Consider the following 24,221-nt stretch of genomic DNA (forward strand, 5'->3'; position numbering starts at 1 on the left):
AATAGGAGTTTTTATGGATTTCATCAAGGAACCGATGGCGATTGAAAACCGCAGTATGGAGCTGATTGCGCCTCATCTGGAGGGGCTTGGACTCGACGAGCGCGCGACGAAGGTCTATTCGCGTCTGATTCACGCGTCGGGGGATGTTGGCTACGCTCCGATCACGCGCATGCATCCTGAGGCGATCGACTGCGCCATTGCGGCACTGAAGAGCGGCGCGCATATCTACACCGATGTTGAGATGGTGCGCACGGGAATCAACAAGAAGAAACTCGCCTCCTTCGGCGGCGAGGTGCACTGTCTGATTGCCGATCCAGATATCGCTGCGCGTGCAAAGGTCGAGGGCATAACGCGTTCAATGATTGCTATGCGTCAGTTTGGCAAGGATCTCAACGGCAGCATTGTCGCCATTGGCAATGCGCCCACAGCACTCTTTGAGGTACTGCACCTCGTACGTGAGGAGGGCATTCGTCCCGCCTGCATCGTTGGTATTCCTGTTGGCTTCGTGGGAGCTGCTGAGTCCAAGGCGGAACTTGCGGAAAACGGCCTTGTTCCTTACATCACCGTCGAGGGGACGAAGGGCGGAAGCCCAATTGCGGCGGCGGCGATCAATGCACTTATGTATCTCATCGACAATACGCGCCCCTAAGGAGAGATCAGTTCATGCAGTGGAATATTCCGCGCATTGTAATTGCAGCAACCCAGTCGGGCGGCGGCAAGACAACACTTGTCACGGGGCTCTTGGCGGCACTGCGGGCACGTGGTCTAACAGCGCAGTCGTTCAAGGTGGGGCCGGACTATATTGATCTCGGTTACCATCGCATGGCAAGCGGCCGCACGGGGCATAATCTGGATACATGGCTCGTACCCGAGGTGCGGCTGACGGAGATCTTTGCGCGCGAATGTGCAGGCGCCGATATTGCCGTTATTGAGGGCGTTATGGGACTCTATGACGGCGGGCAGCGCGGCATCAGTTCGACTGCCGCAATTGCAAAGGCGCTGGATGCTCCCGTCCTCCTTGTCATAGATGCGAAATCTGTCGGCGCATCGGCGGCGGCGACGGCGTTGGGCTTTCGTTCCTATGATTCACAGCTGAATCTTGCGGGTGTGCTCCTCAACCGTCTCGGCAGCAAGACGCATGAAGAGATGATCCGTAAGGCGATGACGGACATCCATATACCTGTATACGGTGCACTCCGCCGTGACTCTGCCCTTACTTTGCCGGAGCGTCACCTTGGACTCACGCCTGTCGAGGAACATGAGGCAGCGGCGGTGATTTCTGCGCTGGGTGAACGCGTGAAGGCCGGGCTTGCTCTGGACGAGATTTTGCGCCTTGCTCATTCTGCTGCACCCTTGATGATCGCGGAGGGCAGGAGCGTGGAGAAATCCGTTCATGTACGTATCGGTGTGGCACGCGACGAGGCGTTCTCCTTTTACTATGCAGCAAGTCTTGCACAGCTCGAGGAGTACGGTGCGGAGATCGTGGAGTTCAGTCCGCTGCATGATGAGAGACTGCCCGATGTGGACGGCATCATCATCGGCGGCGGATTCCCCGAGATGTTTGCGGAGCAGCTTGCCGAAAATTCTTCCATGCGCAGCTCTATTCGCCGTGCGGCAGAGGAGGGGATGCCCATCTATGCAGAGTGCGGCGGCTATATGTATCTGATGCGCTCACTCGTTGACTTCGATAAAGCAGAACATGAGATGACAGACATATTTCCCATGCGTGCACGCATGACAGAGAAGCTGCAGATGGTCGGTTATGTGGAGGCGGAGCAGACGGCAGATACTGTCCTCGGCCCTGCGGGTCTCCTTCTGCATGGGCATGAGTTCCATTTCTCTGTGGAGGAGGCAGATGATATGTCCGAGATGGTACGGCCGTTCACATTTACGAAGCTGCGCAATAACGTCCAATATTTGGCAGGATGTAGCTATAAAAATGTGCTTGGGAGCTATCTTCATCTGCACTTTGCAGGCTGTCAGACAGCAGCAGAACACTTTGTGGAGGCGTGTCTGAGATGGGGCGGATAGTTCTTGTCACGGGTGGTGTACGCTCGGGCAAATCCGCGTTTGCCGAGCGCTATGCCGCACATTGTGCTGTGCAGTCGGGGGCACGGGTTGCCTATATCGCGACGGCCCAGGTCTACGACGAGGAGATGCGCCAACGTGTCGATCTCCATCAGGCGCGCCGTCCTGCGAACTGGACGACGTATGAGGCTCCTTTTAATACTGAGAACGCTATTCGTGCGGCAGGTGCGGAACATGGCGTGATTCTCTTTGACTGTATTACGATGTTCCTGAGCAACGATATGCTCCAATACCCAGAGGAGGAGCAGGAACGTGACAGCTTTGCACTTCATGTGGAGGAGCGGATCGGTGCGCTGATGGGGGCGGCTGAGGGCGTGGATGCGACAACGATATTTGTCACGAACGAGGTCGGAGCGGGCATTGTGCCGGAGCACCGGCTTGGACGACTCTATCGCGATATGGCGGGACTTGCAAATCAGCAGATTGCACGCAGTGCCGCAGAGGTCTATCTCGTCACTTGTGGAATTCCCGTGAATATCAAGAAACTTGCGGAGGAAATCTGATGGCAAAGAGCATTATGCTGATGGGGACAAGCTCCCATGTGGGAAAGAGCATTCTCACAACGGCGCTCTGCCGTATCTTCTGTCAGGAGGGGCGGCATGTCGTCCCATTCAAGGCACAGAATATGGCGCTGAATTCCTACGTTACGCTCGATGGACGCGAGATGGGACGCGCACAGGTTGCACAGGCGGAGGCGGCAGGGCTTGCGCCGATGGTAGATATGAACCCCGTGTTGTTGAAACCGACGGGAAATGCCCAATCTCAGGTCATCATTATGGGCGAGCCGGTCGGCAATATGAGTGCGCGTGAATATCACAAGGGATACTCACTCAAAGCGTGGGGAGCGGTCGAGGAAGCCCTTGACCGTCTTTGTGCGGAATATGATCTGCTTGTGATCGAGGGTGCAGGCAGTCCAGCCGAGATCAACCTTAAGGCGAATGATATTGTCAATATGCGTGTGGCGAAACATCTGCGTGCGCCTGTCCTACTTATCGCAGACATTGATCGGGGCGGTGCACTTGCCTCACTTGTCGGGACGCTTGAACTGCTCGACGAGGAGGAGCGTGCGCTTGTCAAAGGACTTGTAATCAATAAATTCCGCGGCGATGTGAGCCTGCTGACACCTGCGCTCGACTTCCTTGAAGAAAAGACGGGCAAGCCCGTGCTCGGCGTTGTACCCCATATCGAGCAGATCGGCATCGACGAAGAAGATTCTGTATCTCTGGATGAAAAGCATTACGGAGATACTTCCGCACGCAGCGATCAGCTGAAAATCGGTGTTGTCCGCACACCGAAGCTCTCGAATTTTACAGATTTTGACGCACTTGCGAACGAGCCGGATGTTTCACTTTACTATGTAACAAACCCTGATGAACTCGGTTTGCCCGATCTTATCCTTTTGCCTGGCTCGAAGAATACGACGGAGGATCTGCTCTATATTCGTGAGATAGGGCTGGAACGGGCGATTCGTGCACGTGTGACGGCGGGGACACCGCTCTTTGGTATTTGCGGCGGCTATCAGATGCTCGGCAGAGTTGTGCGCGATCCGCTGCACACGGAGTCGGTGCGTGACGAGACAGCGGGGTTTGGCTATCTGCCGTGTGAGACGACATTTGCCGCGCAGAAGCGCCTGCGTCAGGTCTCGGCATCTGCCGATTTTAGCTTTTTGGGGGCGCGAATTTCAGGAAAAAATCTTCTTGGCTATGAAATTCATATGGGACAGACGGTATTCTTAGAGAAGACGTGTCGTCCGTTTCATATTGTTCAAGAAGATGGCCTTGCGGCAGACGGTGCTGTTTCTGCGGATGGGCTTACCATAGGCACATACATTCACGGTATTTTCGATGATGATGATTTTCGTCGGAGCTTGCTCAACCGTCTGCGTGTGCAGCGCGGCTGGGCGGAGATACCCATGCAGCACCGCTATCGTGAGGAAAAGGAACGAGCTTACGACCGCCTTGCGGAGATGGTGCGTACAAGTCTCGATATGGAGAAACTGCGGCAGATTGTGGAGGAATGCAGATGATCCCTGCCTCGCTCATCGCTATGGCAGCGTTCTTTCTCGATACTGCGCTCGGCGATCCGCAGACGCGATGGCATCCCGTTGCTGTGCTTGGTCGCTTGATCGGTTTTTTGGAGCGACTTCTCTATCCACTGCAGGGAAGCAATCAGAAGAAATTTGCAATGGGAGCGCTTCTGACACTGCTTATACTCTCTCTGTCCTATGCTTTTGCGGAGGGATTGCTGCTCGCGGCACGTGAGCTTCCTGTGGCATGGGGGATCGATATTGTCAGCCTCATCCTGCTCTACTTTTGCATTTCGCCGCGTATGCTTGCAAAGGCGGGGCAGGACATCTATGTTTTGCTGGTAAAGGGCGATCTTGCGGCAGCGCGGGAACACGTCGGCTATATCGTCGGGCGTGATACGGCGCAGCTCAATGAGGCAGATGCAGCGCGCGCGGCGATTGAGACGGTGGCGGAGAACACCGTGGACGGTATCATTGCACCGCTCTTCTTCTTCGCCTTTGGTGGTGCACCGCTTGCCGTGCTCTATCGTGCGGCGAACACGATGGACTCCATGCTCGGCTATAAAAATGAGCGATATCTTTACTTCGGACGCATGGCCGCGCGTGTGGATGATGTGCTGAACTTCGTGCCTGCACGCATTACGGGGATGCTCTTCGTAATGGCGGCATATCTCCTCGGCTATGACGGACGCAACGCGCTGAACATCCTCGTACGCGATGCCGCAGGGCATCCGAGTCCGAACGGCGGTTATGCAGAGGCACCCGTTGCGGGAGCACTGCACATCCAACTCGGCGGGGTGAACTACTATTTCGGTGAGCGGCATTTCCGTGCCTATATGGGAGATGCACACATGGAGATCTCAGCGAAGCATATTCTCGGTGCGGTTCGTCTCATGTATACGGTGACCGTACTCTTTCTGCTTTTTTACTATCTGTTTTCTCTTTACTATCAATAGAGGCGTTTCATGAACTCTTTTTTGGTCGGGCTTCAATTTCTCACTCGGATTCATATTGCGCGGCAGACGGTGTGGACGGCGGACGCCTTTGGACGGAGCACACGCTTTTTCCCGCTCGTAGGACTCGTGCTCGGTATCTGCTATGCGCTTGCCGCGTGGCTTCTCGTTTACTTCATCGGCATGCGTACGCTGACGGCGGTGCTGCTGCTCATCCTGCCGCTCCTCTTGACGGGCGGACTGCATGCAGATGGCTTTATGGATACGGCGGACGGCGTATTCTCTGGACGCGAGCGTGAGCGCAAGCTCGAAATCATGAAGGACAGCCGTGTCGGTTCGTTCGGCGTTGTCTCCTTTGTCTTGCTCATGTTCCTTCAGTTTGCACTGCTCCTCGATATGCACCCGTTTCTGCTCGTGCCCGCGTTATTTATTATGCCGATTATCGGCAGGATGGCGATGGTGCTTGCCATCGCGTGTTTTCCATATGCACGTGCTGATGGTATGGGGAAGACGTTTGCGGATATGGCGGATCGTAAGACCATTGTGACTGCCTCTGTTATGACAGTTGTGTTTGTATTGCCGTGTGGGCTGCTTGCGTTTGTTGCGCTCATGCTCGGTATTCTCTTTGCACTGCTTTTCTGTCGTGCGATGACGACGACACTCGGCGGTGTGACGGGGGATGTCTATGGAGCTGTGACTGTACTCACGGAGACGCTCGTCCTTGCGATTTTTTCACTTGCGTCGATTAATTCAGATGTTTGGGGGATTTTATGGAGATAATTGCAAAAGCACCGGCATCCTGCGGTGAACTCGTGGAAGGCGTCCTCAATGAGACACCGTTTCTTGTGACCGCACCCATCAGTATGTATGCGGTGGCGACTGTCTCCGATGCGTTTCCGGGGATGCACGGGCTGGGGGCAAAGGCGGAGGCGGCTGTGGCGCGAACCCTCTCCCATATCGGGAAAGAGACACTGCCGTTCGGTATACGTCTGGACTCTGCAATTCCACAGGGGAAGGGCATGGCATCATCGAGTGCCGACATCGCTGCTGTCTCATACGCTACTGCGCGTGCCCTTGGGCGGGAACTAACAGCGCAGGAGATCATGGATATTGCAATTGCCATTGAGCCAAGCGACGGCATTGCGTTTGCGGGGCTATCCCATGTCAGTCACACGACGGGCAAACTCTTTGGGCAGTATTTCAATGTACCGCTCCTTGCCGTCTCCATTTTCGATGTGGGCGGGACGGTTGACACGATTGCGTACTATCGAAGCAAGGGGAACAGCGGCAATCATGATGAGGTGTACCGGCAGCTGCTTGATACCGTAGATCAGGCTTTTCGAACGAGAGATCTGCAGCAGGAGGCGCTCCTCGGTCAGGCGGCGACGGCAAGTGCACGGCTCAACCAAGTGCATCTGGAAAAGCCAAAGTTGGAGGAATTTATTACCGCTGCGCAGAGACAAGGCGCGCTTGGAACTCTTGTGGCACACAGCGGAACGGTAGTCGGTGTGCTGTGGGCCTCGGATCTCAGTGCGGTGGATATGGCGCAGCAGACATCGGAACTTGCAGCGGAATTTGAGGCAACCTATCACTATATGCAGACGGTACGCCTGATTTCTGGCGGGGTCGTCTGTGAGATCAGACCTTGAATCTTGGAAAGGAAAGGGGAATATGACAGAAATCATCATCATTCGTCATGGGGAGACGGAGTGGAACAAGACGGGGCGCTTTCAGGGGCATTCGGATGTGCCGTTGTCGGGGGAGGGACGTATGCAGGCAGAGGTGCTTGGGCGGAATCTGGCGCTGAACCGTGTGGATGCGATTTATGCAAGTGATCTCACGCGCGCGATGGAGACGGCGGCACCGCTTGCCGCGCGGTTCGGACTGTCCATAATACCCGATCCGCTGCTCCGTGAACTCAATTTTGGTGCATGGGAAGGGCGAACGTTCAGTGACGTGAATGCGGAAGATCCCGATGCAATGAAACGTTTTTACAACGATCCCGAACGTGTTGATATTCCAAACAGCGAACCTTTCCCCAATTTTCAAAGACGAGTGGCAGGACGTGTACGCGAAATTGTCGTGCAGCAACGCGGTAAACGTGTTGTTATCGTCTCACATGGGGCATCTATCCGTATTCTGCTCGCCGACATTCTTGGCATGCCAATTCGCTCCATCTGGCACGTATCCCAGCTCAATACGGCGGTCAATAAGATTCGTTTTGAAGATGACGGTTTTGCCGTTGTGACGCTGATGAACGACATCTCCCATTTGCGTTCAGAGGATGTACGATGAATCTGCTTGCTGTCGGGGTGGGTGGCGCACTCGGAGCCGTCTGTCGCTATCTGCTCGGACAGATGATTTCAAAACTTGGCAGTGGATTCCCGCTCGGCACGTTTGCAGTTAACATCATCGGCTGCTTTGCCATCGGTCTGATTGTTGGTTTTGTCGGCAAACACAATGACTTTGACCCGCGTCTTGTGCTTTTCCTGCAGACGGGAATTTGCGGCGGCTTTACAACCTTTTCAACGTTCTCTCTGGAATCCTTGATTTTGTTGGAAGAAGGGCGTCTTACCATTGGTGTTCTCTACATTATCCTGAGCATTCTGCTCGGCCTTGCCGCGCTCCTCGCAGCAAGGAATCTTGTCAGTGGATGGCAGATATAACAAAAAAATAAATTTTATTTGCGTGGGAGGGGCAGGCGTGTTATACTGTTACACAGATTGTGTGGATAGGATTATGTATGTGTGGATTCATTGAGAATCAATATACACTTTGGTGAGGGGTATGGAGGTTATTTTAGCTGAGCACTTGGGGTTCTGTTATGGCGTCAAACGCGCTATTGAGATTGCCCGAGATAATGCCTCCCCGGATGGTACATCCAGTACACTTGGTCCGATCATTCATAATCCGCAGATGGTGGAACGCTTGAAAAATGAGGGCGTCGGCACCGTCGGTTCACTCGATGAGATGGAGGATGGGCTTGTCATCATTCGTTCCCATGGGGTGGGACCAGACGTGTATGAGGAGGCAGAGTCACGCGGTCTAGAACTCGTGGATGCGACTTGTCCGCACGTCAAAAAGGCACAACTTTCGGCAAAACTGTTATCCGAGGAAGGTTATACGGTTGTGATTGTCGGAGAGAAGAACCATCCGGAGGTCAAGAGTATCTTCGAGTGGACGGCGAAAGGTGCTCATATTATCGAGACAGAGGCGGAGGCAGAAGCTCTGCCGCGTATCGGAAAGCTTGGGATCGTCTCTCAGACGACATTCTCCGGCGATCGGTTCCAGAGTATTGTATCGTGCCTTTTGGAAAAGTCACATGAGATTAAGATCCTGCGCACCATATGCACAGCGACGGATCTGCGCCAGGCGGCGGCCTTGGAACTTGCTGAAAAGGTCAATCTAATGCTGGTTATCGGCGGCAAGAACAGTGCAAACACAACGCGGCTTGCCCAGCTATGCGCCACAAAATGCAGAACATACCACATCGAGACTGCAGCAGAGCTGCAGGACGATTGGCTGAAAGATGTTAATAAAATTGGTATTACAGCCGGTGCTTCTACACCGGACTGGATTATCAAGGAGGTTTATAAACAGTGTCAGAGCAGAGCATGAAGGAACTTTTGGAACAGGAAGATATGCCCGATATCCAGGAGCGTACGGTTGTCAAGGGGGAAGTTGTCCAGGTATCCCGCGACGAAGCGTATGTCGATATCGGATATAAGCAGGAGATTCCTGTCTCCAAGAGGGATCTTGCCGTTCCTGCGCCGGACGATGCACGCGATGTTGTAAAGGTCGGCGATGTGATCGATGTCTATATCAAGTCGCTCGGCGGCGATAACGGTGGCAGCCTGTCTAAGGTCGAGGCGGACAAGATGGCTGCGTGGAAGGACATCGAGGAGATCCAGGAGAAGGGCGAAACGGTCGAAGCCAAAATCGCTAAAGAGGTCAAGGGCGGTCTCGTTGCCTACGTCATGGGACTGCGCGGTTTTATTCCCGCGTCTCAGATGGAACTGCACTTTGTCAAAGATCTCGCGGTCTATGTAGATCAGACGGTTGAGGCTGAGATTATTGAGATCGATGTCCAGAAGCGTCGCCTTGTGCTCTCACGCCGTAAGCTCCTAGAGCGTGACCGCGCGGAGAAGGAAGAGGCTGTGTTCTCAGCGATCGAGCCAGAGCAGGTCGTACGTGGTACGGTCAAGCGTCTTGTTGACTACGGTGCGTTTATCGATATCGGCGGCGTGGATGGCCTTGCTCACATCTCCGATCTTGCATGGCATCGTGTGAAGCATCCGTCTGAGGTGCTCGAGGTTGGGCAGGAGCTCGATGTCTTTGTCAAGAGTGTTGACCGCGATGCAAAGCGCATTTCTCTATCGGTCAAGGACACCCTTCCGGATCCGTGGGTGGAGAAGGCAGAGCAGTATGCTGAGGGCGACTTCATCGAGGGCAAGATCATCAAGTTGACGGACTTTGGTGCGTTCATGGAGATTGAGCCGGGCTTTGACGGTCTTATCCCGATGGGTGAGCTCGCCGAGAAACGCATTGAGCGTGCGGATGAGGCTGTTCATACAGGCGATATTGTGACGGTTAAGGTGCTCCGTATTGACACGAAGCGCAAGCGTATTTCGCTTTCGATCACCAAGGCAAAGCGCGACGCGGATCAAGCAGACATCAAGAAGTATGTGGACGAGCATCAGTCGGAACGGGCTGAGTCCAGCGAAAATACAGAAGGTCAGGTCGAGGCACATCTCGACTGGCTGAAGTAAGTTCAGATACAAATAATTCCATACGATAACAGAGGAGTGATGAAACGTCACTCCTTTTTCATGGGAAGGAGGGAATATGAAAAGAACGTATCCTGGTGTTATTATGCGTGTTATAGAGGGAAGCATTGCGGAGGAATTGGAGCTTGTGCCGGGCGATAAGATCCTGGCAGTCAATGACATGCCTCTGCGTGATATTATTGATTTCAGCTTTGCAATGGCTGACGAGGAGATCGAACTCCTTGTGGAGCATGCAGACGGGGAGCAGGAACTCATCGAATTTGACAAAGACTATGATGAGGATTTTGGTGTGGAATTTGAGCGGGCTGTCTTTGATGGCATCCGTTCCTGCGCAAATCACTGTTATTTCTGTTTTGTCGATATGATTGCGCCGGATATGCGACATAGCCTCTCCATCAAGGATGATGATTATCGACTTTCCTTCCTTTATGGAAATTTTGTTACTCTGACGAATATGGGGGCCGCAGATTTTGAGCGTATCGAGCACTTTCACCTCTCGCCGCTCTACGTTTCTGTCCAGTGTACAAATCCTGTGCTGCGCGCCGAAATCCTGCGCTATAAGGGCGCCGCAGACATCCTCGGACAGCTGACAAAGCTTGAAGAAGCAGGAGCGGACTACCATACGCAGGTGGTACTCTGCTATGGGCTGAATGATGGAGAGGAACTAGAGCGTACGATTTGCGATATTACAGCGCGCCGTCCTCATGCGCTCTCACTCGCGATCGTTCCCGTGGGGCTGACGAAGCACCGAACGGATCCTTTTCCTCTGGTGCAGTTTGACAGAGATGGTGCTGCCCGTGTGATTGATCAGGTAGAGGCATGGCAGCAGCGGATACGCTCGGAGGAGGGGAAAACCTTCATCTATCTTGGCGATGAATTCTACTTTCTCGCGGGACGTGAGATGCCGCCCGCCGAGATGTACGATGGATTTCCACAGCTTGACAACGGGATCGGACTCACACGCAATTTCATCGAGGATTGGACGAATGCTCTCGTCACAGAGAACGCATGCGATGGCGTACGGCTTGCCGTTATCAGCGGAACAGCGGTTGCTCCTGTGATGGAGCGGCTTGCACGCGAGATTGATCCCGATGGACAGCGGATTCATGTTCTTCCTGTTGTAAATAAGCATTTTGGAGAAACGGTCAATGTATCGGGGCTTCTTACGGGGCATGATATGATACAGGCAATTCATGCCCTGCGAAAGGATGTGGATGGTGTGTTGATTCCGGCATCTGCTCTGCGTGAGGGGGAGGATGTATTCCTCGATGATATTACCCTCGATGCTATGAGGGCATCCTTTCCCTCTGTTCGTATTGAGCCAGTGGCGACGGGACGTGACTATCGCGAGGCGCTTACAGACTGGGCGCATTACCATCGTGAACGCGTGAGCGGAGGTTATACATGGCAGAGCAATGCAGGGTATACAAAACCTGCCGCTGCACGCTGAAGAATTCAGGAGAGGAGTGAAAAAGATGAGCAAACCCATTGTGGCAGTAGTTGGCCGACCGAATGTTGGAAAATCAACACTGTTCAATCAGATCGGCAAGAAGCGTGTATCGATTGTCGATGATATGCCGGGTGTGACGCGTGACCGCATCTATATGGATGCGGAGTGGCTGAACCATGAGTTTACGATTATTGATACAGGCGGCATCGAGTTTGACGAGAGTGACCACATTCTTCGATCCATGCGCAGTCAGGCGGAACTCGCGATGGAGGAGGCAGATGTCATTCTCTTTCTCGTCGATGGTCGTGCGGGGCTGACCTCCTCGGACGAGGAGGTCGGCCGACTCCTGCGGCGTACACAAAAGCCCGTGATTCTTGCGGTCAACAAGATTGACAGCTTTGACCGCGAGGCGTTGATCTACGATTTCTATTCACTCGGTCTTGGTGATCCGATTCCGATTTCAGCATCAAACGCGATGAATCTCGGCGATCTTTTGGATGCTGTTGTCGCAGCATTTCCCAAAGAGGCAGAGGAGAATATCGAGGCCGACGAGATCGCGATTGCTGTGGTCGGACGTCCGAATGTCGGAAAATCCTCGCTCGTGAATCGTCTGCTCGGGGAGGAGCGCGTTATTGTCAGCGATGTGCCGGGGACGACCCGCGATGCGATAGACACGCACTTTACGCGTGATGGGGCAAAGTATCTCCTGATCGATACGGCAGGAATGCGGCGTAAGGGAAAGATCAGTCTGCCCGTGGAGCGATACAGTGTAATGCGTTCCCTGCGTGCCATCGACCGCGCGGGTGTTGTCCTAATGGTTATCAATGCGGCAGAGGGGATTCTGGAGCAGGATACGAAGATCGCGGGCTATGTCCATGAATCCGGCAAGGGCGTTATCATTGTTGTGAATAAATGGGATATTTTTCCCGAAAAAAATGATAAGTCAACCCTGCGTTTCACAGATGATCTGCGCGAGAAGCTGGGATTCCTCCAATACGCTCCTGTGCTCTATACGTCAGCCCTTACGGGACAGCGCGTCGAGCGCGTGACGGAGCTCGTGAAATACGTTGCGGAACAACAGTCCATGCGCATCAAGACGAGTGTGCTCAACGAGCTGATTCGGGATGCCGTCTCTGTTAATCCGCCGCCTACGAAGAAGGGCAAACAGCTAAAGATACTCTTTGTCACACAGGTGGGAATCATACCACCCACGTTTATCATTTTTGTAAATGATCCGGAGCTGATGCATTTCTCCTATCTGCGCTTTATTGAGAACCGTCTGCGCGAGAGCTTTGGCTTCGAGGGAACGCCGCTCCGACTTGTCGTGCGTGCGCGTAAGGAGGAAGAGTGATGACAGACTATCTTCTGGCGGGCGTTCTCGCCTATTTGATCGGCTCCATTCCGAGTGGCCTGATTCTTGGGAAACTCTTCTGGCACACGGATCTGCGGGAACACGGGAGTCATAACATCGGGGCAACAAATGCATGGCGGACGCTTGGCAAGATTCCGGGTATCATCGTCTTTGCTGCAGACAGTATCAAGGGGCAGGCGGGCGTACTGCTTGGGCTGTCCCTTGTTGGCACACCTCTTGCAGCAGTCGTCGGAGGTCTCATGGCGATCGTTGGGCACAGCTTCTCGTTCTTCCTGCGCTTTCGCGGTGGGAAAGGTGTTGCAACCTCACTTGGCGTTCTGACTATGCTGATGGGAAATGTGACCTTGATCGTATTTCTTCTTTGGTTGGCGATCGTTTGCGCGACGCGCTATGTTTCGCTCGGTTCGGTGGTGGCGGGATTTCTTGTACCCATTCTTGCCGTATTGTTTGCCTATCCATTGGAGTACATTGTATTTACCGTGATTGCGGCAATCCTTGTTATTGTTCGCCATCGCGAGAACATCAAGAGACTGATGAATGGGACAGAGAATAAAATTTAAGGCCAGCTTTATTTGGTGATTGTTTTCAGATATGGTATAATTTGACTGTCTATTGCAAGAGGCTTTCCATCCATCGGGGGAATCATTTATGAAAATGGATATGACGGATGTTTGTCTTGTTTGTGCGGAAATTCTACCGAAAGCGATTAAGAAGACGATTCTCGCAAAGGAAATGATTAACCGTGGAGAAGTGCGTACGGTCAATGAGGCAGTAATCTCAGCTGCAGTGCATACTACAAATATAAGGATTACGTATACTCGTTCTTTGAGGCGACATGTGATAAGATTGTCACGCTCGCTCTTCTGATCAGCCATCGGAGCGGAACACTGCAGGCAGTTCTCAAGGCCATTGCCGAGGAGGGCGGCAACGTCATGACAATCAATCATGGGCTCCCTGTGCGTGGAGCGGCAACGGTACATATCTCACTTGAGACGGCTCATCTGCGTGACGGACTGTAAGTGCTGCTTAAAAAGGTAGATGAAGTCGACGGTGTGCAGCGTCTCGAAGTGGTCGGACAGGCTTGAAATGGGGGATAAATTCGGTGAATACAGTCAAGATTGCACTGCTTGGTGCAGGTACGGTTGGCTCTGGCGTAGTGCGTACGCTCTCGATGAATGCGGATATGATTACGGGACGCAGTGGTACTCACATTGAGATCAAGAGGATTCTCGTACGCGATGCGAAAAAACATCGTCCGGAAACTGAGGGGATCGCATTAACGGATAATTTCGATGAAATTCTGAACGATGCAGAGATCTCTGTCATCGTCGAGGTCATGGGGGACTCAGACCCGCGAAAGACTATATGCTGCGTGCAATGGAGGCAGGAAAGCACGTCGTCACGGCGAACAAGGATGTTATTGCCGAGCATCTCTCCGAACTCTATGCTGCAGCGGGCGCAAATGGCGTGGATTTCCTCTACGAGGCGAGTGTAGGCGGCGGCATTCCGATCATCAAACCGCTGAAGGAATGTCTGACGGCGAACAGCATCACGGAGATCATGGGCGTTGTCAACGGGACGACGAACTATATGCTGACGAAGATGACAGAAAAACACGTCAGCTACGATGCCGTTTTGCGCCGCGCACAGGAAAAGGGCTATGCGGAGGCGAATCCGTCGGCAGACGTGGACGGGTTGGATGCGGCGCGCAAGGCGGCAATCCTTGCCTCGCTCGCCTTCGATACGATCATTGGCTTTGAGGATGTCTCCGTGGAAGGCATCTCGCATATCACCGAGGACGATATTGAATACGGACTCAATCTCGGCTATGTCATCAAACTACTTGCCGTCGGACGCAATACAGAGGAAGGGATTGATGTTCGCGTACACCCCGTATTCCTGCCGAAGACGCATCCGCTTGCCTCGGTGAACGGTGTGTTCAACGCGATCTTTGTGCGCGGCAATGTACTTGGTGATGCGATGTTCTATGGGCGCGGCGCAGGTTCTCTGCCGACTGCATCGGCGGTTGTTGCGGACATCATCGAGATTGCGCGTGATATTGTCTCCGGTACGACAGGGCGGATGAAGTATAAGGTTGGGGAGCGGAAGAAGCTCTGCCCCGTGGAAAAGACAAAGTCCTCTTACTATTTGCGCCTCGTTGTTGCGGATGAGCCGGGTGTTCTCGGCGAGATTGCAACGACCTTTGGTCGTGCGGGCGTCAGCCTTAAGTCTGTAATTCAGGCGCGCTGGACGGAGGAGGGCGATGCGGAGATCGTTGCCGTGACCCATGTGGTGACACATGCAGCTGCCTCCGATGCCGTGGAGAAATTGCAGGCACTTCCCGTCGTTCGCGAGGTGCGAAGCCTGATCCGCGTTGCGGATGGGCAGGAGGATTTGTTATGAGCGAACGCTCTGTACGGGTTCGTGTTCCGGCGACGAGCGCGAACCTTGGTCCGGGGTTTGATGCACTGGGCATAGCCTGTACACTCTACAATGAGATGACGCTGACACTCACGCATGAGCCGGGGCTTCATATTTCAGCGCGTGGCGAGGGTGCGGCATATATTCCGGGGGACGAGCGCAATATTGTGTGGAAATCCATTCAGTATCTTCTGGAGCGTGCGGGTCGTGCGGATGCGTTTCAGGGCGCACGGATTCGGATGAGTAACCGTATTCCTCTTTCACGGGGGCTTGGGAGCAGTGCGACGGCGATTGTCGCGGGGCTCACGGCGGCAAATGCACTGATTGACAGTCCGTTCAGCCGCGATGATCTCCTGCAGCTTGCAACCGATATCGAGGGACATCCCGACAATGTCGCACCCGCGATCTATGGCGGATTTACGGTGAACACGGTGACGGATGGTCATGTGGAGTGCTTTTCCTTTTTGCCGCGCATCTTCCTGCGCCTTGTCGTTATGGTGCCGAACTTCTATCTCTCGACGAAATCCGCGCGGCAGGTACTGCCGTCTGAAGTTCCGATGAAGGATGCCGTGTTCAATATCAGCCATGCAGCGATGATGGTTGCAGCTCTTGCACGCGGCTCGGAGCAGCATCTCGAAAACGCGTTTGCCGATGCGCTTCACCAGAACTACCGAGCTCCGCTCATTCCGGGGATGTTTGATGTCTTTGCTGCGGCGAAAAAGGCAGGTGCATACGGCGCAGCGCTCAGCGGAGCAGGTCCCTGCCTGATTGCTTTTGTTCCTGAACACCGCAAGTGCACAGAGGAGGTTGCAGCGGCTATGCAGGATGCCTTCCGCGCCCATGAAATTGAGGCGCGTCCGCTGCACCTGCGACTTGATACGAAGGGCGCACGCGTTCTGCGCCGCAGGGATATGAATGCAAAACGATGATTTTGCCGGTTTTACAGATCATTTTTTGAATGACTGTGAAACCGGTAATTTTTTTGACAAAAGGGCTTGAAAAATATGCAATAAAGATGTATATTTATAAAATCCTTTTGGAAATGAAATGGAGGGAGCAGCATGAAGGCAAGTATTGTCGGAGCATCCGGATATGCGGGCGAAGAGTTGATTCGCCTGCTGCATAGTCATCCGTTTGTCGAGATTGCACATCTGACATCAGAGCGGCATACAGGGGAACGCATATCGAAACTTTATCCACATTTGAAGAATATTTATGAGAATAAACTCGAATCAATGGAGGATGTAAGGCGCATTGCTGAGGACAGTGACGTGCTCTTCATTGCACTTCCGCATGGACACGCAATGAAGATTGTGCAGGAGGTTTCTGCGTGCCCCGTACGCATCATTGATCTCGGAGCGGACTATCGTTTTGCGGATACTGCCATCTATGAGCAGTGGTATCATGTGGCACATACAGATCCGAATGCAGATCGTGCCTATGGGCTTGCCGAGCTCTACCGTGAGCATGTGCGAACGGCGCGGATCATCGGGAATGCCGGATGCTATACGACAGCAAGCATCCTCGCGCTTGCCCCGCTTGTCAAGGCGCATCTGGTGCAGCTCGATTCCATCCTTGTCGATGCGGTGTCCGGTGTATCGGGGGCGGGACGATCTCCAAAGGAGAGCACGCATTATCCGGAGTTCTATGACAGCTTTACGGCGTACGGTGCCGTATCGCATCGCCATACACCGGAAATCGAGCAGGCCCTTGCCGATGTGGGTGGTAGCCCCGTTACCATTAACTTTACGCCGCACCTTGCGCCGATCTCGCGCGGCATTCTGGCAACCTGTTACGCGACGCTGTGCGAGGGTGTTACAGCGGAGGCGGTTGATGCTGTCTATGAAAAAATGTACGCGGATGAATATTTTATACGACTGCTTGGACACGGTGCATATCCCGCAACAAAGTATGTGCGCGGTACAAACTACTGTGATATTGCGTGGCACATCGACCCGCGCACGCATCGTGTGATCGTCTTCTCAGCCATCGACAATCTGGTCAAAGGGGCTGCGGGACAGGCGATTCAGAATATGAATATTGCATTTGGTCTGGATGAACGTGCGGGGCTCGATCTCGTGCCTATGTATCCGTAGAGTGGTTTCGTAAGTGAACGGAGGAATATATATGTTTAGCGAAGCAAGTGCAAAGATGGGCGTTACCTATCCGAAGGGATTTCAGGCGGCAGGTGTCAAAGCCGGTATCAAGAAGAGCGGCAATCTTGACGTTGCTGTAATTTATACCGAAAAGAAAGCTGCTGTTGCGGGTACGTTTACGAAGAATGCCGTTGCAGCAGCTCCCGTGCACGTCTCGAAGGCGGTTGTCGCGACACATACGGCGCATGCCATCGTCGCAAACGCGGGCTGTGCGAATGCGTGCACCGGCGTGCAGGGCGAAACGGATGCCGCCGCCATGCAGAAGATTGCAGCAGATGCGCTCGGCTGCACGTCAGCGGATGTCATTGTCGGGTCGACGGGCATCATCGGTCAGCTTCTCCCGATGGACAAGGTGGAGCAGGGGATTCATGCGGCTGTCAAGGCACTCTCTGTGGATGGCAGCGCGGATGCGGGCAATGCAATCATCACGACGGATACCTACTCCAAGGCAGGGGCAACCTCCGTCATGATCGGCGGCAAGGAAGTCCGTTTTGGCATTATTGCAAAAGGCTCGGGCATGATTCGCCCCGACATGGCGACGGTGCTCTGCTTCATCACGACAGATGCGGATATTGACGGCGTGCTCCTGCAGGAAGCTCTGTCGGAGGTCATTGAGCACAGTCTCAATATGATCTCGATCGACGGCGATATGAGTACAAACGATATGGCAATCGTCCTCGCCAACGGTGCTGCAGGAAATCCGAAGATCATGGAGAAAAATGCGGACTACGAGACGTTCAAGGAGAAACTGCTCGCACTCTGCCAGGGCATCTCGGAAAAAATTGCGGCAGATGGTGAGGGGGCAACCAAGTTCATCACCGTTCATGTGAAGGGGGCAAAATCGTTTGCCGATGCAAAGACCATCGGTATGAGTGTCGCAAACAGTCCCCTCGTCAAGACGGCGTTCTTCGGCGAAGATCCAAACTGGGGGCGCGTGATCTGCGCGGTCGGCTATGCGGGTGTGCCGATGAATCCCAATCATACAACGGTGAAGTTTGGCGGTATTCCGGTCTATGCGGATGGCATGGGCGTATCATACGATGCGGATGCGCTGCGTATGGTGATGACGGCGCATGATATCGTTGTCGAGGTCGATTTGAAAGACGGAGATGCTGAGGCAAAGGTCTGGACCTGTGACTTCTCCTATGAATATGTGAAGATCAACGGTGAATATCATACCTGAGGGGGGGGATTCGATGTATTCCGATCAGGACAAGGCGGAGATTCTCGTAGACGCGCTCCCGTACATCCAGGAATTTTACGGAACGACCGTCGTCATCAAATACGGCGGGAACGCCATGATCAACGATGCACTCAAGGAAAATGTCATGCGCGACGTGGCGTTGATGAAATTTGTCGGCATCCGTCCGATTCTCGTGCATGGAGGGGGGCCCGAGATCACGGGATTCCTCAAGAAGGTTGGAAAGGAATCCACGTTTGTCTCGGGGCTTCGCGTGACGGATGAGGAGACGGTGGAAATCGCCGAGATGGTGCTCGACGGCAAGCTGAACTCGGAGATCGTGGGCTTGCTCAACCTGCGCGGTGTGCGTGCGGTCGGACTCAGTGGGAAGGACGCAGGGCTTATCAAGGCACAGAAGAAGCTCGCCACGGTGTATGAAAACGATACGGCACATCAGGTCGATATCGGCTATGTCGGTGAGGTCACGGAGATCAACACGGGCATCATCGCCGATCTTCTCGATCAAGGCTATGTTCCCGTCATTGCCCCCATCGGTATGGGCGAGCACGGGGAGAGCTACAACATCAATGCCGACTATGTTGCGGCGGAGATTGCGGGTGCACTGCACGCGGAGAAAATGCTGCTCCTTACGGATGTCGAGGGGGTCTACAAGGATTTCGCGGACAAAGGAAGCCTGATCTCCCAGCTGTGCATGGCCGAGGCAAGGGAATACATCCGCAGCGGTGTCATCGAGGGCGGCATGATCCCAAAGGTGGAAGCGTGTCTCCGTGCGCTTGAGGCGGGGGCACATAAGGCGCATATTATCGACGGGCGTTTGGCGCATTCGATTATTTTGGAGATCTTTACTTCACGCGGTATCGGCACAATGGTGCTTCCGTAGGCAGGAGCGATCATGAAGAACGAACATGAAATTATGGCACGGGATACGGCGAGCTATCTGCCGGTATTTTCCCGTTATCCGATTGTCCTCAACCACGGGGAAGGTTCGTATGTATGGGATGTGAACGGGCGCAAGTATCTCGATGCGCTCGGCGGCATCGCAGTCAACGTGCTCGGGCATAACTATGCGCCGCTCGTGGATGCGATTGCCGAACAGGCAAAGCGTCTCATCCATGTGTCGAACCTCTACTATACCGAGCCGCAGGCAGATGCGGCGGCAAAGTTATCGGCACTCACGGCGGACGGCAAGGTGTTCTTCGGGAACTCGGGCGCGGAGGCGAACGAGGGGGCAATCAAGGCAGCGCGCAAATACGGGCATACGATTCATCCCGAGAAGTCGCAGATCATCACGGCATTGGGCAGCTTTCACGGGCGTACGCTCGCGACCCTGACCGCAACGGGACAGGAGAAGTTTCACAAGGGCTTTGAGCCGCTGCCGCAGGGGTTTGACTATGTACCGTTCAACGATATTGCGGCACTCGAAGCACGGATGAGCGAGAATACGGCGGCGGTCATGCTCGAGCCGATTCAGGGGGAGGGCGGCGTGCGTACCCCTGCGGACGGATATTTGCAGCAGGTACGGGCTCTCTGTGACAAGTATGACGCGCTCTTGATCTTCGACGAGATCCAGACGGGCATGGGGCGTACGGGCAGTTTCTATGCCTATGAGAGCTGCGGTGTCACACCCGATATCGTGACGCTTGCCAAGGGGCTTGCGGGCGGTGTCCCGATTGGCGCGTTTGTCGTCACGGAGAAGGTCGCGGCGGCATTTCACGCGGGCGATCACGGGTCGACGTTCGGCGGAAATCCGCTGGCGTGCGCGGCGGCAAATGTCGTGCTTGATGCGGTTGCAAATGATAATTTTCTTGCAGGTGTCCAGGATGTGGGCGCACATTTCAAACAGGCACTCACGGACTTGCATAGCAAATATCCCGCGCACATCGCGGAGGTGCGCGGCAGGGGGCTGATCCTCGGTATGGAGATGCAGAGGAATGAGGATGCGGCGGCAATCGCTCGACGGATGTTGGAGCATGGCGTTATTATCAACTGCACTGCAGGGAATGTCCTGCGCTTTATCCCGCCGCTGATCTTTACGAAGAATGAAGTGGATGAACTCATCCGTGTACTGGATCACTGTATCCTTGACATATGTGACCGAGGGGGATTATGATGAACAAGGGAATGGATTTACTCTCCATTCATGAGCTGAGTGCGGACGATGTGGAGGAGATTCTGACGCTCGCCGCTGATCTTAAGGCAAAGCAGAAGGCGGGCATTCCGCATAAACTGCTTGCGGGAAAGACGCTCGGCATGATCTTTGAGAAATCCTCGACGCGGACACGCGTGTCGTTCGAGGTCGGGATGTACCAGCTCGGCGGACAGGCACTCTTTCTCAGCAGCCGCGACCTGCAGCTTGGGCGCGGCGAGCCGATCAAGGACACGGCGCGTGTGCTCTCGCGCTATCTTGACGGCATCATGATCCGCACTTATGGGCATGAACGCATTGAGGAGCTGGCTCGCTATGCTGACATCCCCGTTATCAACGCGCTCAGCGACCTTCTGCATCCGTGTCAGGCACTTACCGACCTGCTTACGATTCGTGAGTACAAGGGAAAGAATCTCGCGGGTCTCAAGATGGCGTACGTCGGCGACGGCAACAATATGACGCACTCGCTCATGTATGCAGCGGCAAAGGTCGGCATGAATTTCGCGGCGGCAACTCCCGAGGGCTACGAGCCAAATGCCGAGGTCGTTGCAAATGCAAAGGCAGATGCAGCGGCAACGGGAGCAACGATCACAATCACGCACAATCCGATGGAAGCGGTTGCGGGCGCAGATGTCATCGTCACGGACACGTGGGCGAGCATGGGGCAGGAGGCGGAGCACGACACGCGTACGGCGGTGTTCCGTCCCTATCAGGTGAATTGGGAACTCGTTGCCGAGTCAGGCAATGCACGCTGCATCGTGATGCACTGTCTGCCTGCCTATCGGGGAGAGGAGATCACGGAGGATGTCTTTGAGGAGTTTGCCGATGTGATCTTTGACGAGGCGGAGAATCGCCTCCACGTCCAAAAGGCGATCATGGCACTCGTTATGGGTGACTGATTTATATTTCTAAGGAGATGTTTCAAACATGGCAAAGCAGATCAAAAAAGTAGTTCTGGCATATTCCGGCGGTCTTGATACGTCGGTTATCATCCCGTGGCTGAAGGAACACTATGACAACTGCGAGGTCATCGCTGTCTGTGCCGATGTCGGGCAGGGGGAGGAACTCGATCCCGTGCATGACAAGGCACTTGCCTCCGGCGCGTCGAAGGTGCACATTGTCGATCTCACGAAGGAGTTCCTTGAGGAGTATGTTTGGCCGACGCTCAAGGCGGGAGCCGTCTACGAGGGAAAGTATCTGCTCGGTACATCGTTTGCGCGTCCCGTGATCGCAAAGGCACTCGTCGATATCGCAAAGCGTGAGGGTGCGGACGCAATCGCGCACGGCGCGACGGGCAAGGGAAACGATCAGGTACGCTTCGAGCTGACCGTGAAGGCACTCGCACCGAACCTCCAGATCATCGCCCCGTGGCGTGAGTGGGATCTCGATTCCCGTACGGCTGAGATCGCGTATGCAAAGAAGCACGGCATTCCCGTTGCGACGGAGAACAAGACGTACAGCATGGATCGCAACATCTGGCATCTCTCCCATGAGGGCTCTGATCTTGAGGATCCCGCGAACGAGCCGAAGAACTCCATGTTCCTCATCTCCTGCGCACCCGAGGCTGCCCCGGATGCGCCGGAATACGTCTCCATCTCGTTCGAGAAAGGCATTCCTGTTGCTGTCAACGGTGAGAAACTAGGTGCAGTCGAACTCTTGACGAAACTCAACGAAATCGGTGCGCGAAACGGTGTCGGCATCGTCGATATCTGCGAGAACCGTCTCGTCGGCATGAAGTCGCGTGGCGTCTACGAGAATCCGGGCGGCTCCATCCTCTACTATGCGCACCGTGAACTCGAGTACCTCTGCCTCGACCGTGCAACCTATCACTACAAGGAAGGAATGGCGATCCGCTACGGTGAGCTCGTCTACGACGGCATGTGGTTCTGCCAGCTGCGTGAGGCACTTGCCGCGTTCGTGGACAGCACACAGGAGACCGTGACGGGTGAGGTGCGCCTCAAACTCTATAAGGGCAATATCATCTCCGCAGGAGCCACGTCGCCGTATTCGCTCTACAGTCAGGAGTTCGTTACGTTCGAGCATGACGACGTCTACAATCAGGCAGATGCAGGCGGCTTCATCAATCTTTTCGGTCTGCCGCTTAAGGTGCGTGCACTCATGCAGGAGGGGCTGAATAAATGAGCGAGAAGCTCTGGGGCGGTCGATTCTCCAAGACAACCGATGAGATGATCAATGAGTTCCAAGCCTCCATTCAGTTCGATCGTCGGATGTACCGCGAGGATATTGCAGGTTCGCTTGCACATGCTGCCATGCTGGCAAAGGTTGGCATTCTCTCCGAGGAGGATCGTGCGGCCATCGAAAAGGGGCTGCGTGACATCCTCGCGCAGATCGAGCGCGGAGATTTTGCGTTCAGTGTCGAACTCGAAGACATCCACATGAATATTGAAAAGCGCCTTACAGATGCGATTGGGGAGGCGGGCAGCCGTCTTCATACGGCACGCAGCCGCAACGATCAGGTGGCACTCGATACGCATATGTATGTACGGCACGCTGTTGTGGATGTGCTGGATCGTATCAGGGAACTTCAACATGCACTTGTCGAATCAGCGACGGCGAACAAGGAGGTCATCATGCCGGGCTACACGCATCTGCAGCGTGCTCAGCCCATCCTCTTTGCCCATCACCTTATGGCATATTTTGGTATGCTCGTGCGTGACTTTGAACGATTTCAAGGAGTATATGCCCGGACGGATATCATGCCGCTCGGCGCAGGCGCTCTTGCAGGAACGACACTGCCGATCGATCGATCCTTTGTCGCGAAGCGGCTGAACTTCGAGCGCATCTATACGAACAGTCTGGATGCGGTCAGCGACCGTGACTACATTCTCGAATTCCTCTCTGCGGCATCCATCCTCATGGTTCATCTCTCACGTCTCTCGGAGGAGATCATCCTCTGGTGCTCGCGTGAGTTCTCCTTTGTCGAGTTGGACGATGCACACTGCACAGGCTCCTCCATGATGCCCCAGAAGAAGAACCCTGATGTCTCCGAACTCGTGCGCGGCAAAACGGGACGCGTCGTCGGTCATCTCATGGCGATGCTCACGGCAGTGAAGGGGCTCCCACTCGCCTACAACAAGGACTTGCAGGAGGATAAGGAGGGGCTGTTTGATACCATTGACACGGTGAAGTTCAGCCTTGCCGTCTACGCACAGCTCATCCGCGGAATGAAGGTTCGTGTGGATGTCATGCGTCATGCCGTCGAAGCGGACTTCTCGAATGCGACTGACCTCGCGGACTACCTTGTGCGTAAGGGGATGCCGTTCCGTCAGGCACACAGCGTCTCGGGACAGGCGGTCGCGCTCTGCATTGAGCGCGGCATCTGGCTTGCAGACCTGCCGCTCGCGGATTATCAGAAACTCTCCGCGCTCTTTGCGGAGGATATTTATGAAGCCATCCGTCCAGAGACTTGCGTCGCATATCGGAACTCTTACGGAGGCACTTCGTATGAGCAGGCAGAAATGCAGTTGGATGCGGCATGTGATCTGATGGCAGAGGAGCAAAGTTGTATTGCGGTACTTACGCAGAAGCAAGAAATTCTCTAAGATTTTCCTTTTGGCGTTAGGTTCTAAAAATTCATTGAATCGTAAATAAATATTAATG

The 24,221-nt window shown here is 54.3% G+C and carries 22 protein-coding genes and 2 pseudogenes; all 24 read left to right on the plus strand.

All coding sequences use genetic code 11. The features are described from left to right. Positions 1-13: 13 nt before the first annotated feature. The 24 genes and pseudogenes from BCS37_RS04960 to argH all read left to right on the plus strand — a co-directional run bounded on the left by BCS37_RS04960 (position 14) and on the right by argH (position 24,163). Entirely contained in the window at positions 14-649 is a 636-nt protein-coding gene (locus BCS37_RS04960; RefSeq protein ID WP_069180428.1) for a precorrin-8X methylmutase, read from the plus strand. 14 nt (positions 650-663) lie between these two features. Beyond that, the gene (locus tag BCS37_RS04965) at positions 664-2,031 is read left to right on the plus strand and encodes a cobyrinate a,c-diamide synthase (RefSeq protein ID WP_069180429.1); all 1,368 of its coding nucleotides are present in this window, start codon (positions 664-666) and stop codon (positions 2,029-2,031) included. Further along, complete coding sequence (gene cobU, locus BCS37_RS04970) at positions 2,019-2,591, plus strand: bifunctional adenosylcobinamide kinase/adenosylcobinamide-phosphate guanylyltransferase (protein ID WP_069180430.1); 573 nt, start codon at positions 2,019-2,021, stop codon at positions 2,589-2,591. Before BCS37_RS04965 ends, cobU begins: the two co-directional genes overlap by 13 nt. Further along, on the plus strand, positions 2,591-4,114 hold the full coding sequence (locus tag BCS37_RS04975) for a cobyric acid synthase (RefSeq protein WP_069180431.1): 1,524 nt from the start codon (positions 2,591-2,593) through the stop codon (positions 4,112-4,114). Before cobU ends, BCS37_RS04975 begins: the two co-directional genes overlap by 1 nt. Next, positions 4,111-5,070 (plus strand): adenosylcobinamide-phosphate synthase CbiB, encoded by a 960-nt coding sequence (cbiB, locus tag BCS37_RS04980; protein WP_069180432.1) that lies wholly within the window; start codon positions 4,111-4,113, stop codon positions 5,068-5,070. The genes BCS37_RS04975 and cbiB overlap by 4 nt, the downstream gene beginning before the upstream one ends. Positions 5,071-5,079: 9 nt before the next feature. After that, a complete protein-coding gene (gene cobS, locus BCS37_RS04985) occupies positions 5,080-5,847 on the plus strand; it encodes an adenosylcobinamide-GDP ribazoletransferase (protein ID WP_069180433.1) in 768 nt (255 codons plus the stop codon). Next, positions 5,838-6,716 (plus strand): GHMP family kinase ATP-binding protein, encoded by an 879-nt coding sequence (locus tag BCS37_RS04990; protein WP_069180434.1) that lies wholly within the window; start codon positions 5,838-5,840, stop codon positions 6,714-6,716. The genes cobS and BCS37_RS04990 overlap by 10 nt, the downstream gene beginning before the upstream one ends. A gap of 22 nt (positions 6,717-6,738) precedes the next feature. Continuing rightward, entirely contained in the window at positions 6,739-7,362 is a 624-nt protein-coding gene (locus tag BCS37_RS04995; RefSeq protein ID WP_069180435.1) for a histidine phosphatase family protein, read from the plus strand. Continuing rightward, the gene (crcB, locus tag BCS37_RS05000) at positions 7,359-7,733 is read left to right on the plus strand and encodes a fluoride efflux transporter CrcB (RefSeq protein WP_069180436.1); all 375 of its coding nucleotides are present in this window, start codon (positions 7,359-7,361) and stop codon (positions 7,731-7,733) included. Before BCS37_RS04995 ends, crcB begins: the two co-directional genes overlap by 4 nt. A gap of 121 nt (positions 7,734-7,854) precedes the next feature. Next, the gene (gene ispH / locus BCS37_RS05005) at positions 7,855-8,685 is read left to right on the plus strand and encodes a 4-hydroxy-3-methylbut-2-enyl diphosphate reductase (RefSeq protein ID WP_069180437.1); all 831 of its coding nucleotides are present in this window, start codon (positions 7,855-7,857) and stop codon (positions 8,683-8,685) included. Beyond that, a complete protein-coding gene (gene rpsA, locus BCS37_RS05010; protein ID WP_069180438.1) occupies positions 8,682-9,836 on the plus strand; it encodes a 30S ribosomal protein S1 in 1,155 nt (384 codons plus the stop codon). Before ispH ends, rpsA begins: the two co-directional genes overlap by 4 nt. 76 nt (positions 9,837-9,912) lie before the next feature. Further along, on the plus strand, positions 9,913-11,304 hold the full coding sequence (locus BCS37_RS05015; protein ID WP_069180439.1) for a DUF512 domain-containing protein: 1,392 nt from the start codon (positions 9,913-9,915) through the stop codon (positions 11,302-11,304). A 25-nt stretch (positions 11,305-11,329) separates the two neighbouring features. Beyond that, entirely contained in the window at positions 11,330-12,655 is a 1,326-nt protein-coding gene (gene der / locus BCS37_RS05020) for a ribosome biogenesis GTPase Der (RefSeq protein ID WP_069180440.1), read from the plus strand. Beyond that, complete coding sequence (gene plsY, locus BCS37_RS05025; RefSeq protein ID WP_069180441.1) at positions 12,655-13,236, plus strand: glycerol-3-phosphate 1-O-acyltransferase PlsY; 582 nt, start codon at positions 12,655-12,657, stop codon at positions 13,234-13,236. Before der ends, plsY begins: the two co-directional genes overlap by 1 nt. 88 nt (positions 13,237-13,324) lie before the next feature. After that, a pseudogene (locus tag BCS37_RS12225) lies at positions 13,325-13,761 on the plus strand (ACT domain-containing protein). Positions 13,762-13,778: 17 nt separating this feature from the next. Beyond that, a pseudogene (locus tag BCS37_RS05035) lies at positions 13,779-15,079 on the plus strand (homoserine dehydrogenase). Next, entirely contained in the window at positions 15,076-16,026 is a 951-nt protein-coding gene (thrB, locus tag BCS37_RS05040) for a homoserine kinase (protein WP_069180442.1), read from the plus strand. Before BCS37_RS05035 ends, thrB begins: the two are co-directional and overlap by 4 nt. A 132-nt stretch (positions 16,027-16,158) precedes the next feature. Further along, positions 16,159-17,193 carry an N-acetyl-gamma-glutamyl-phosphate reductase gene (gene argC / locus BCS37_RS05045; RefSeq protein ID WP_069180443.1) on the plus strand — a complete coding sequence of 345 codons (1,035 nt, stop codon included), beginning with the start codon at positions 16,159-16,161 and terminating at the stop codon, positions 17,191-17,193. A 31-nt stretch (positions 17,194-17,224) separates the two neighbouring features. Next, on the plus strand, positions 17,225-18,436 hold the full coding sequence (gene argJ, locus BCS37_RS05050; RefSeq protein WP_069180444.1) for a bifunctional glutamate N-acetyltransferase/amino-acid acetyltransferase ArgJ: 1,212 nt from the start codon (positions 17,225-17,227) through the stop codon (positions 18,434-18,436). A 13-nt stretch (positions 18,437-18,449) separates the two neighbouring features. Then, positions 18,450-19,334, plus strand: a complete 885-nt coding sequence (argB, locus tag BCS37_RS05055) for an acetylglutamate kinase (RefSeq protein ID WP_069180445.1) — start codon at positions 18,450-18,452, stop codon at positions 19,332-19,334. A gap of 12 nt (positions 19,335-19,346) precedes the next feature. Beyond that, positions 19,347-20,564, plus strand: coding sequence for an acetylornithine transaminase (locus BCS37_RS05060; RefSeq protein WP_069180446.1), 1,218 nt, complete (start codon positions 19,347-19,349; stop codon positions 20,562-20,564). Next, positions 20,564-21,499: an ornithine carbamoyltransferase gene (argF, locus tag BCS37_RS05065; protein WP_069180447.1), complete on the plus strand. Its 936-nt coding sequence runs from the start codon at positions 20,564-20,566 to the stop codon at positions 21,497-21,499. The genes BCS37_RS05060 and argF overlap by 1 nt, the downstream gene beginning before the upstream one ends. A gap of 28 nt (positions 21,500-21,527) precedes the next feature. Continuing rightward, entirely contained in the window at positions 21,528-22,742 is a 1,215-nt protein-coding gene (locus tag BCS37_RS05070) for an argininosuccinate synthase (RefSeq protein WP_069180448.1), read from the plus strand. Then, a complete protein-coding gene (gene argH, locus BCS37_RS05075) occupies positions 22,739-24,163 on the plus strand; it encodes an argininosuccinate lyase (protein ID WP_069180449.1) in 1,425 nt (474 codons plus the stop codon). The genes BCS37_RS05070 and argH overlap by 4 nt, the downstream gene beginning before the upstream one ends. The last annotated feature ends 58 nt before the right edge of the window (positions 24,164-24,221 follow it).

Origin of the sequence: Selenomonas sp. oral taxon 920 (assembly GCF_001717585.1) — a bacterium.
GTDB lineage: Bacteria > Bacillota > Negativicutes > Selenomonadales > Selenomonadaceae > Centipeda.

Coding starts and splice junctions, on each gene's coding strand:
- BCS37_RS04960 (WP_069180428.1), top strand. CDS start 14: ATGGATTTCATCAAGGAACCGATGGCGATTGAAAACCGCAGTATGGAG.
- BCS37_RS04965 (WP_069180429.1), top strand. CDS start 664: ATGCAGTGGAATATTCCGCGCATTGTAATTGCAGCAACCCAGTCGGGC.
- cobU (WP_069180430.1), top strand. CDS start 2,019: ATGGGGCGGATAGTTCTTGTCACGGGTGGTGTACGCTCGGGCAAATCC.
- BCS37_RS04975 (WP_069180431.1), top strand. CDS start 2,591: ATGGCAAAGAGCATTATGCTGATGGGGACAAGCTCCCATGTGGGAAAG.
- cbiB (WP_069180432.1), top strand. CDS start 4,111: ATGATCCCTGCCTCGCTCATCGCTATGGCAGCGTTCTTTCTCGATACT.
- cobS (WP_069180433.1), top strand. CDS start 5,080: ATGAACTCTTTTTTGGTCGGGCTTCAATTTCTCACTCGGATTCATATT.
- BCS37_RS04990 (WP_069180434.1), top strand. CDS start 5,838: ATGGAGATAATTGCAAAAGCACCGGCATCCTGCGGTGAACTCGTGGAA.
- BCS37_RS04995 (WP_069180435.1), top strand. CDS start 6,739: ATGACAGAAATCATCATCATTCGTCATGGGGAGACGGAGTGGAACAAG.
- crcB (WP_069180436.1), top strand. CDS start 7,359: ATGAATCTGCTTGCTGTCGGGGTGGGTGGCGCACTCGGAGCCGTCTGT.
- ispH (WP_069180437.1), top strand. CDS start 7,855: ATGGAGGTTATTTTAGCTGAGCACTTGGGGTTCTGTTATGGCGTCAAA.
- rpsA (WP_069180438.1), top strand. CDS start 8,682: ATGAAGGAACTTTTGGAACAGGAAGATATGCCCGATATCCAGGAGCGT.
- BCS37_RS05015 (WP_069180439.1), top strand. CDS start 9,913: ATGAAAAGAACGTATCCTGGTGTTATTATGCGTGTTATAGAGGGAAGC.
- der (WP_069180440.1), top strand. CDS start 11,330: ATGAGCAAACCCATTGTGGCAGTAGTTGGCCGACCGAATGTTGGAAAA.
- plsY (WP_069180441.1), top strand. CDS start 12,655: ATGACAGACTATCTTCTGGCGGGCGTTCTCGCCTATTTGATCGGCTCC.
- thrB (WP_069180442.1), top strand. CDS start 15,076: ATGAGCGAACGCTCTGTACGGGTTCGTGTTCCGGCGACGAGCGCGAAC.
- argC (WP_069180443.1), top strand. CDS start 16,159: ATGAAGGCAAGTATTGTCGGAGCATCCGGATATGCGGGCGAAGAGTTG.
- argJ (WP_069180444.1), top strand. CDS start 17,225: ATGTTTAGCGAAGCAAGTGCAAAGATGGGCGTTACCTATCCGAAGGGA.
- argB (WP_069180445.1), top strand. CDS start 18,450: ATGTATTCCGATCAGGACAAGGCGGAGATTCTCGTAGACGCGCTCCCG.
- BCS37_RS05060 (WP_069180446.1), top strand. CDS start 19,347: ATGAAGAACGAACATGAAATTATGGCACGGGATACGGCGAGCTATCTG.
- argF (WP_069180447.1), top strand. CDS start 20,564: ATGAACAAGGGAATGGATTTACTCTCCATTCATGAGCTGAGTGCGGAC.
- BCS37_RS05070 (WP_069180448.1), top strand. CDS start 21,528: ATGGCAAAGCAGATCAAAAAAGTAGTTCTGGCATATTCCGGCGGTCTT.
- argH (WP_069180449.1), top strand. CDS start 22,739: ATGAGCGAGAAGCTCTGGGGCGGTCGATTCTCCAAGACAACCGATGAG.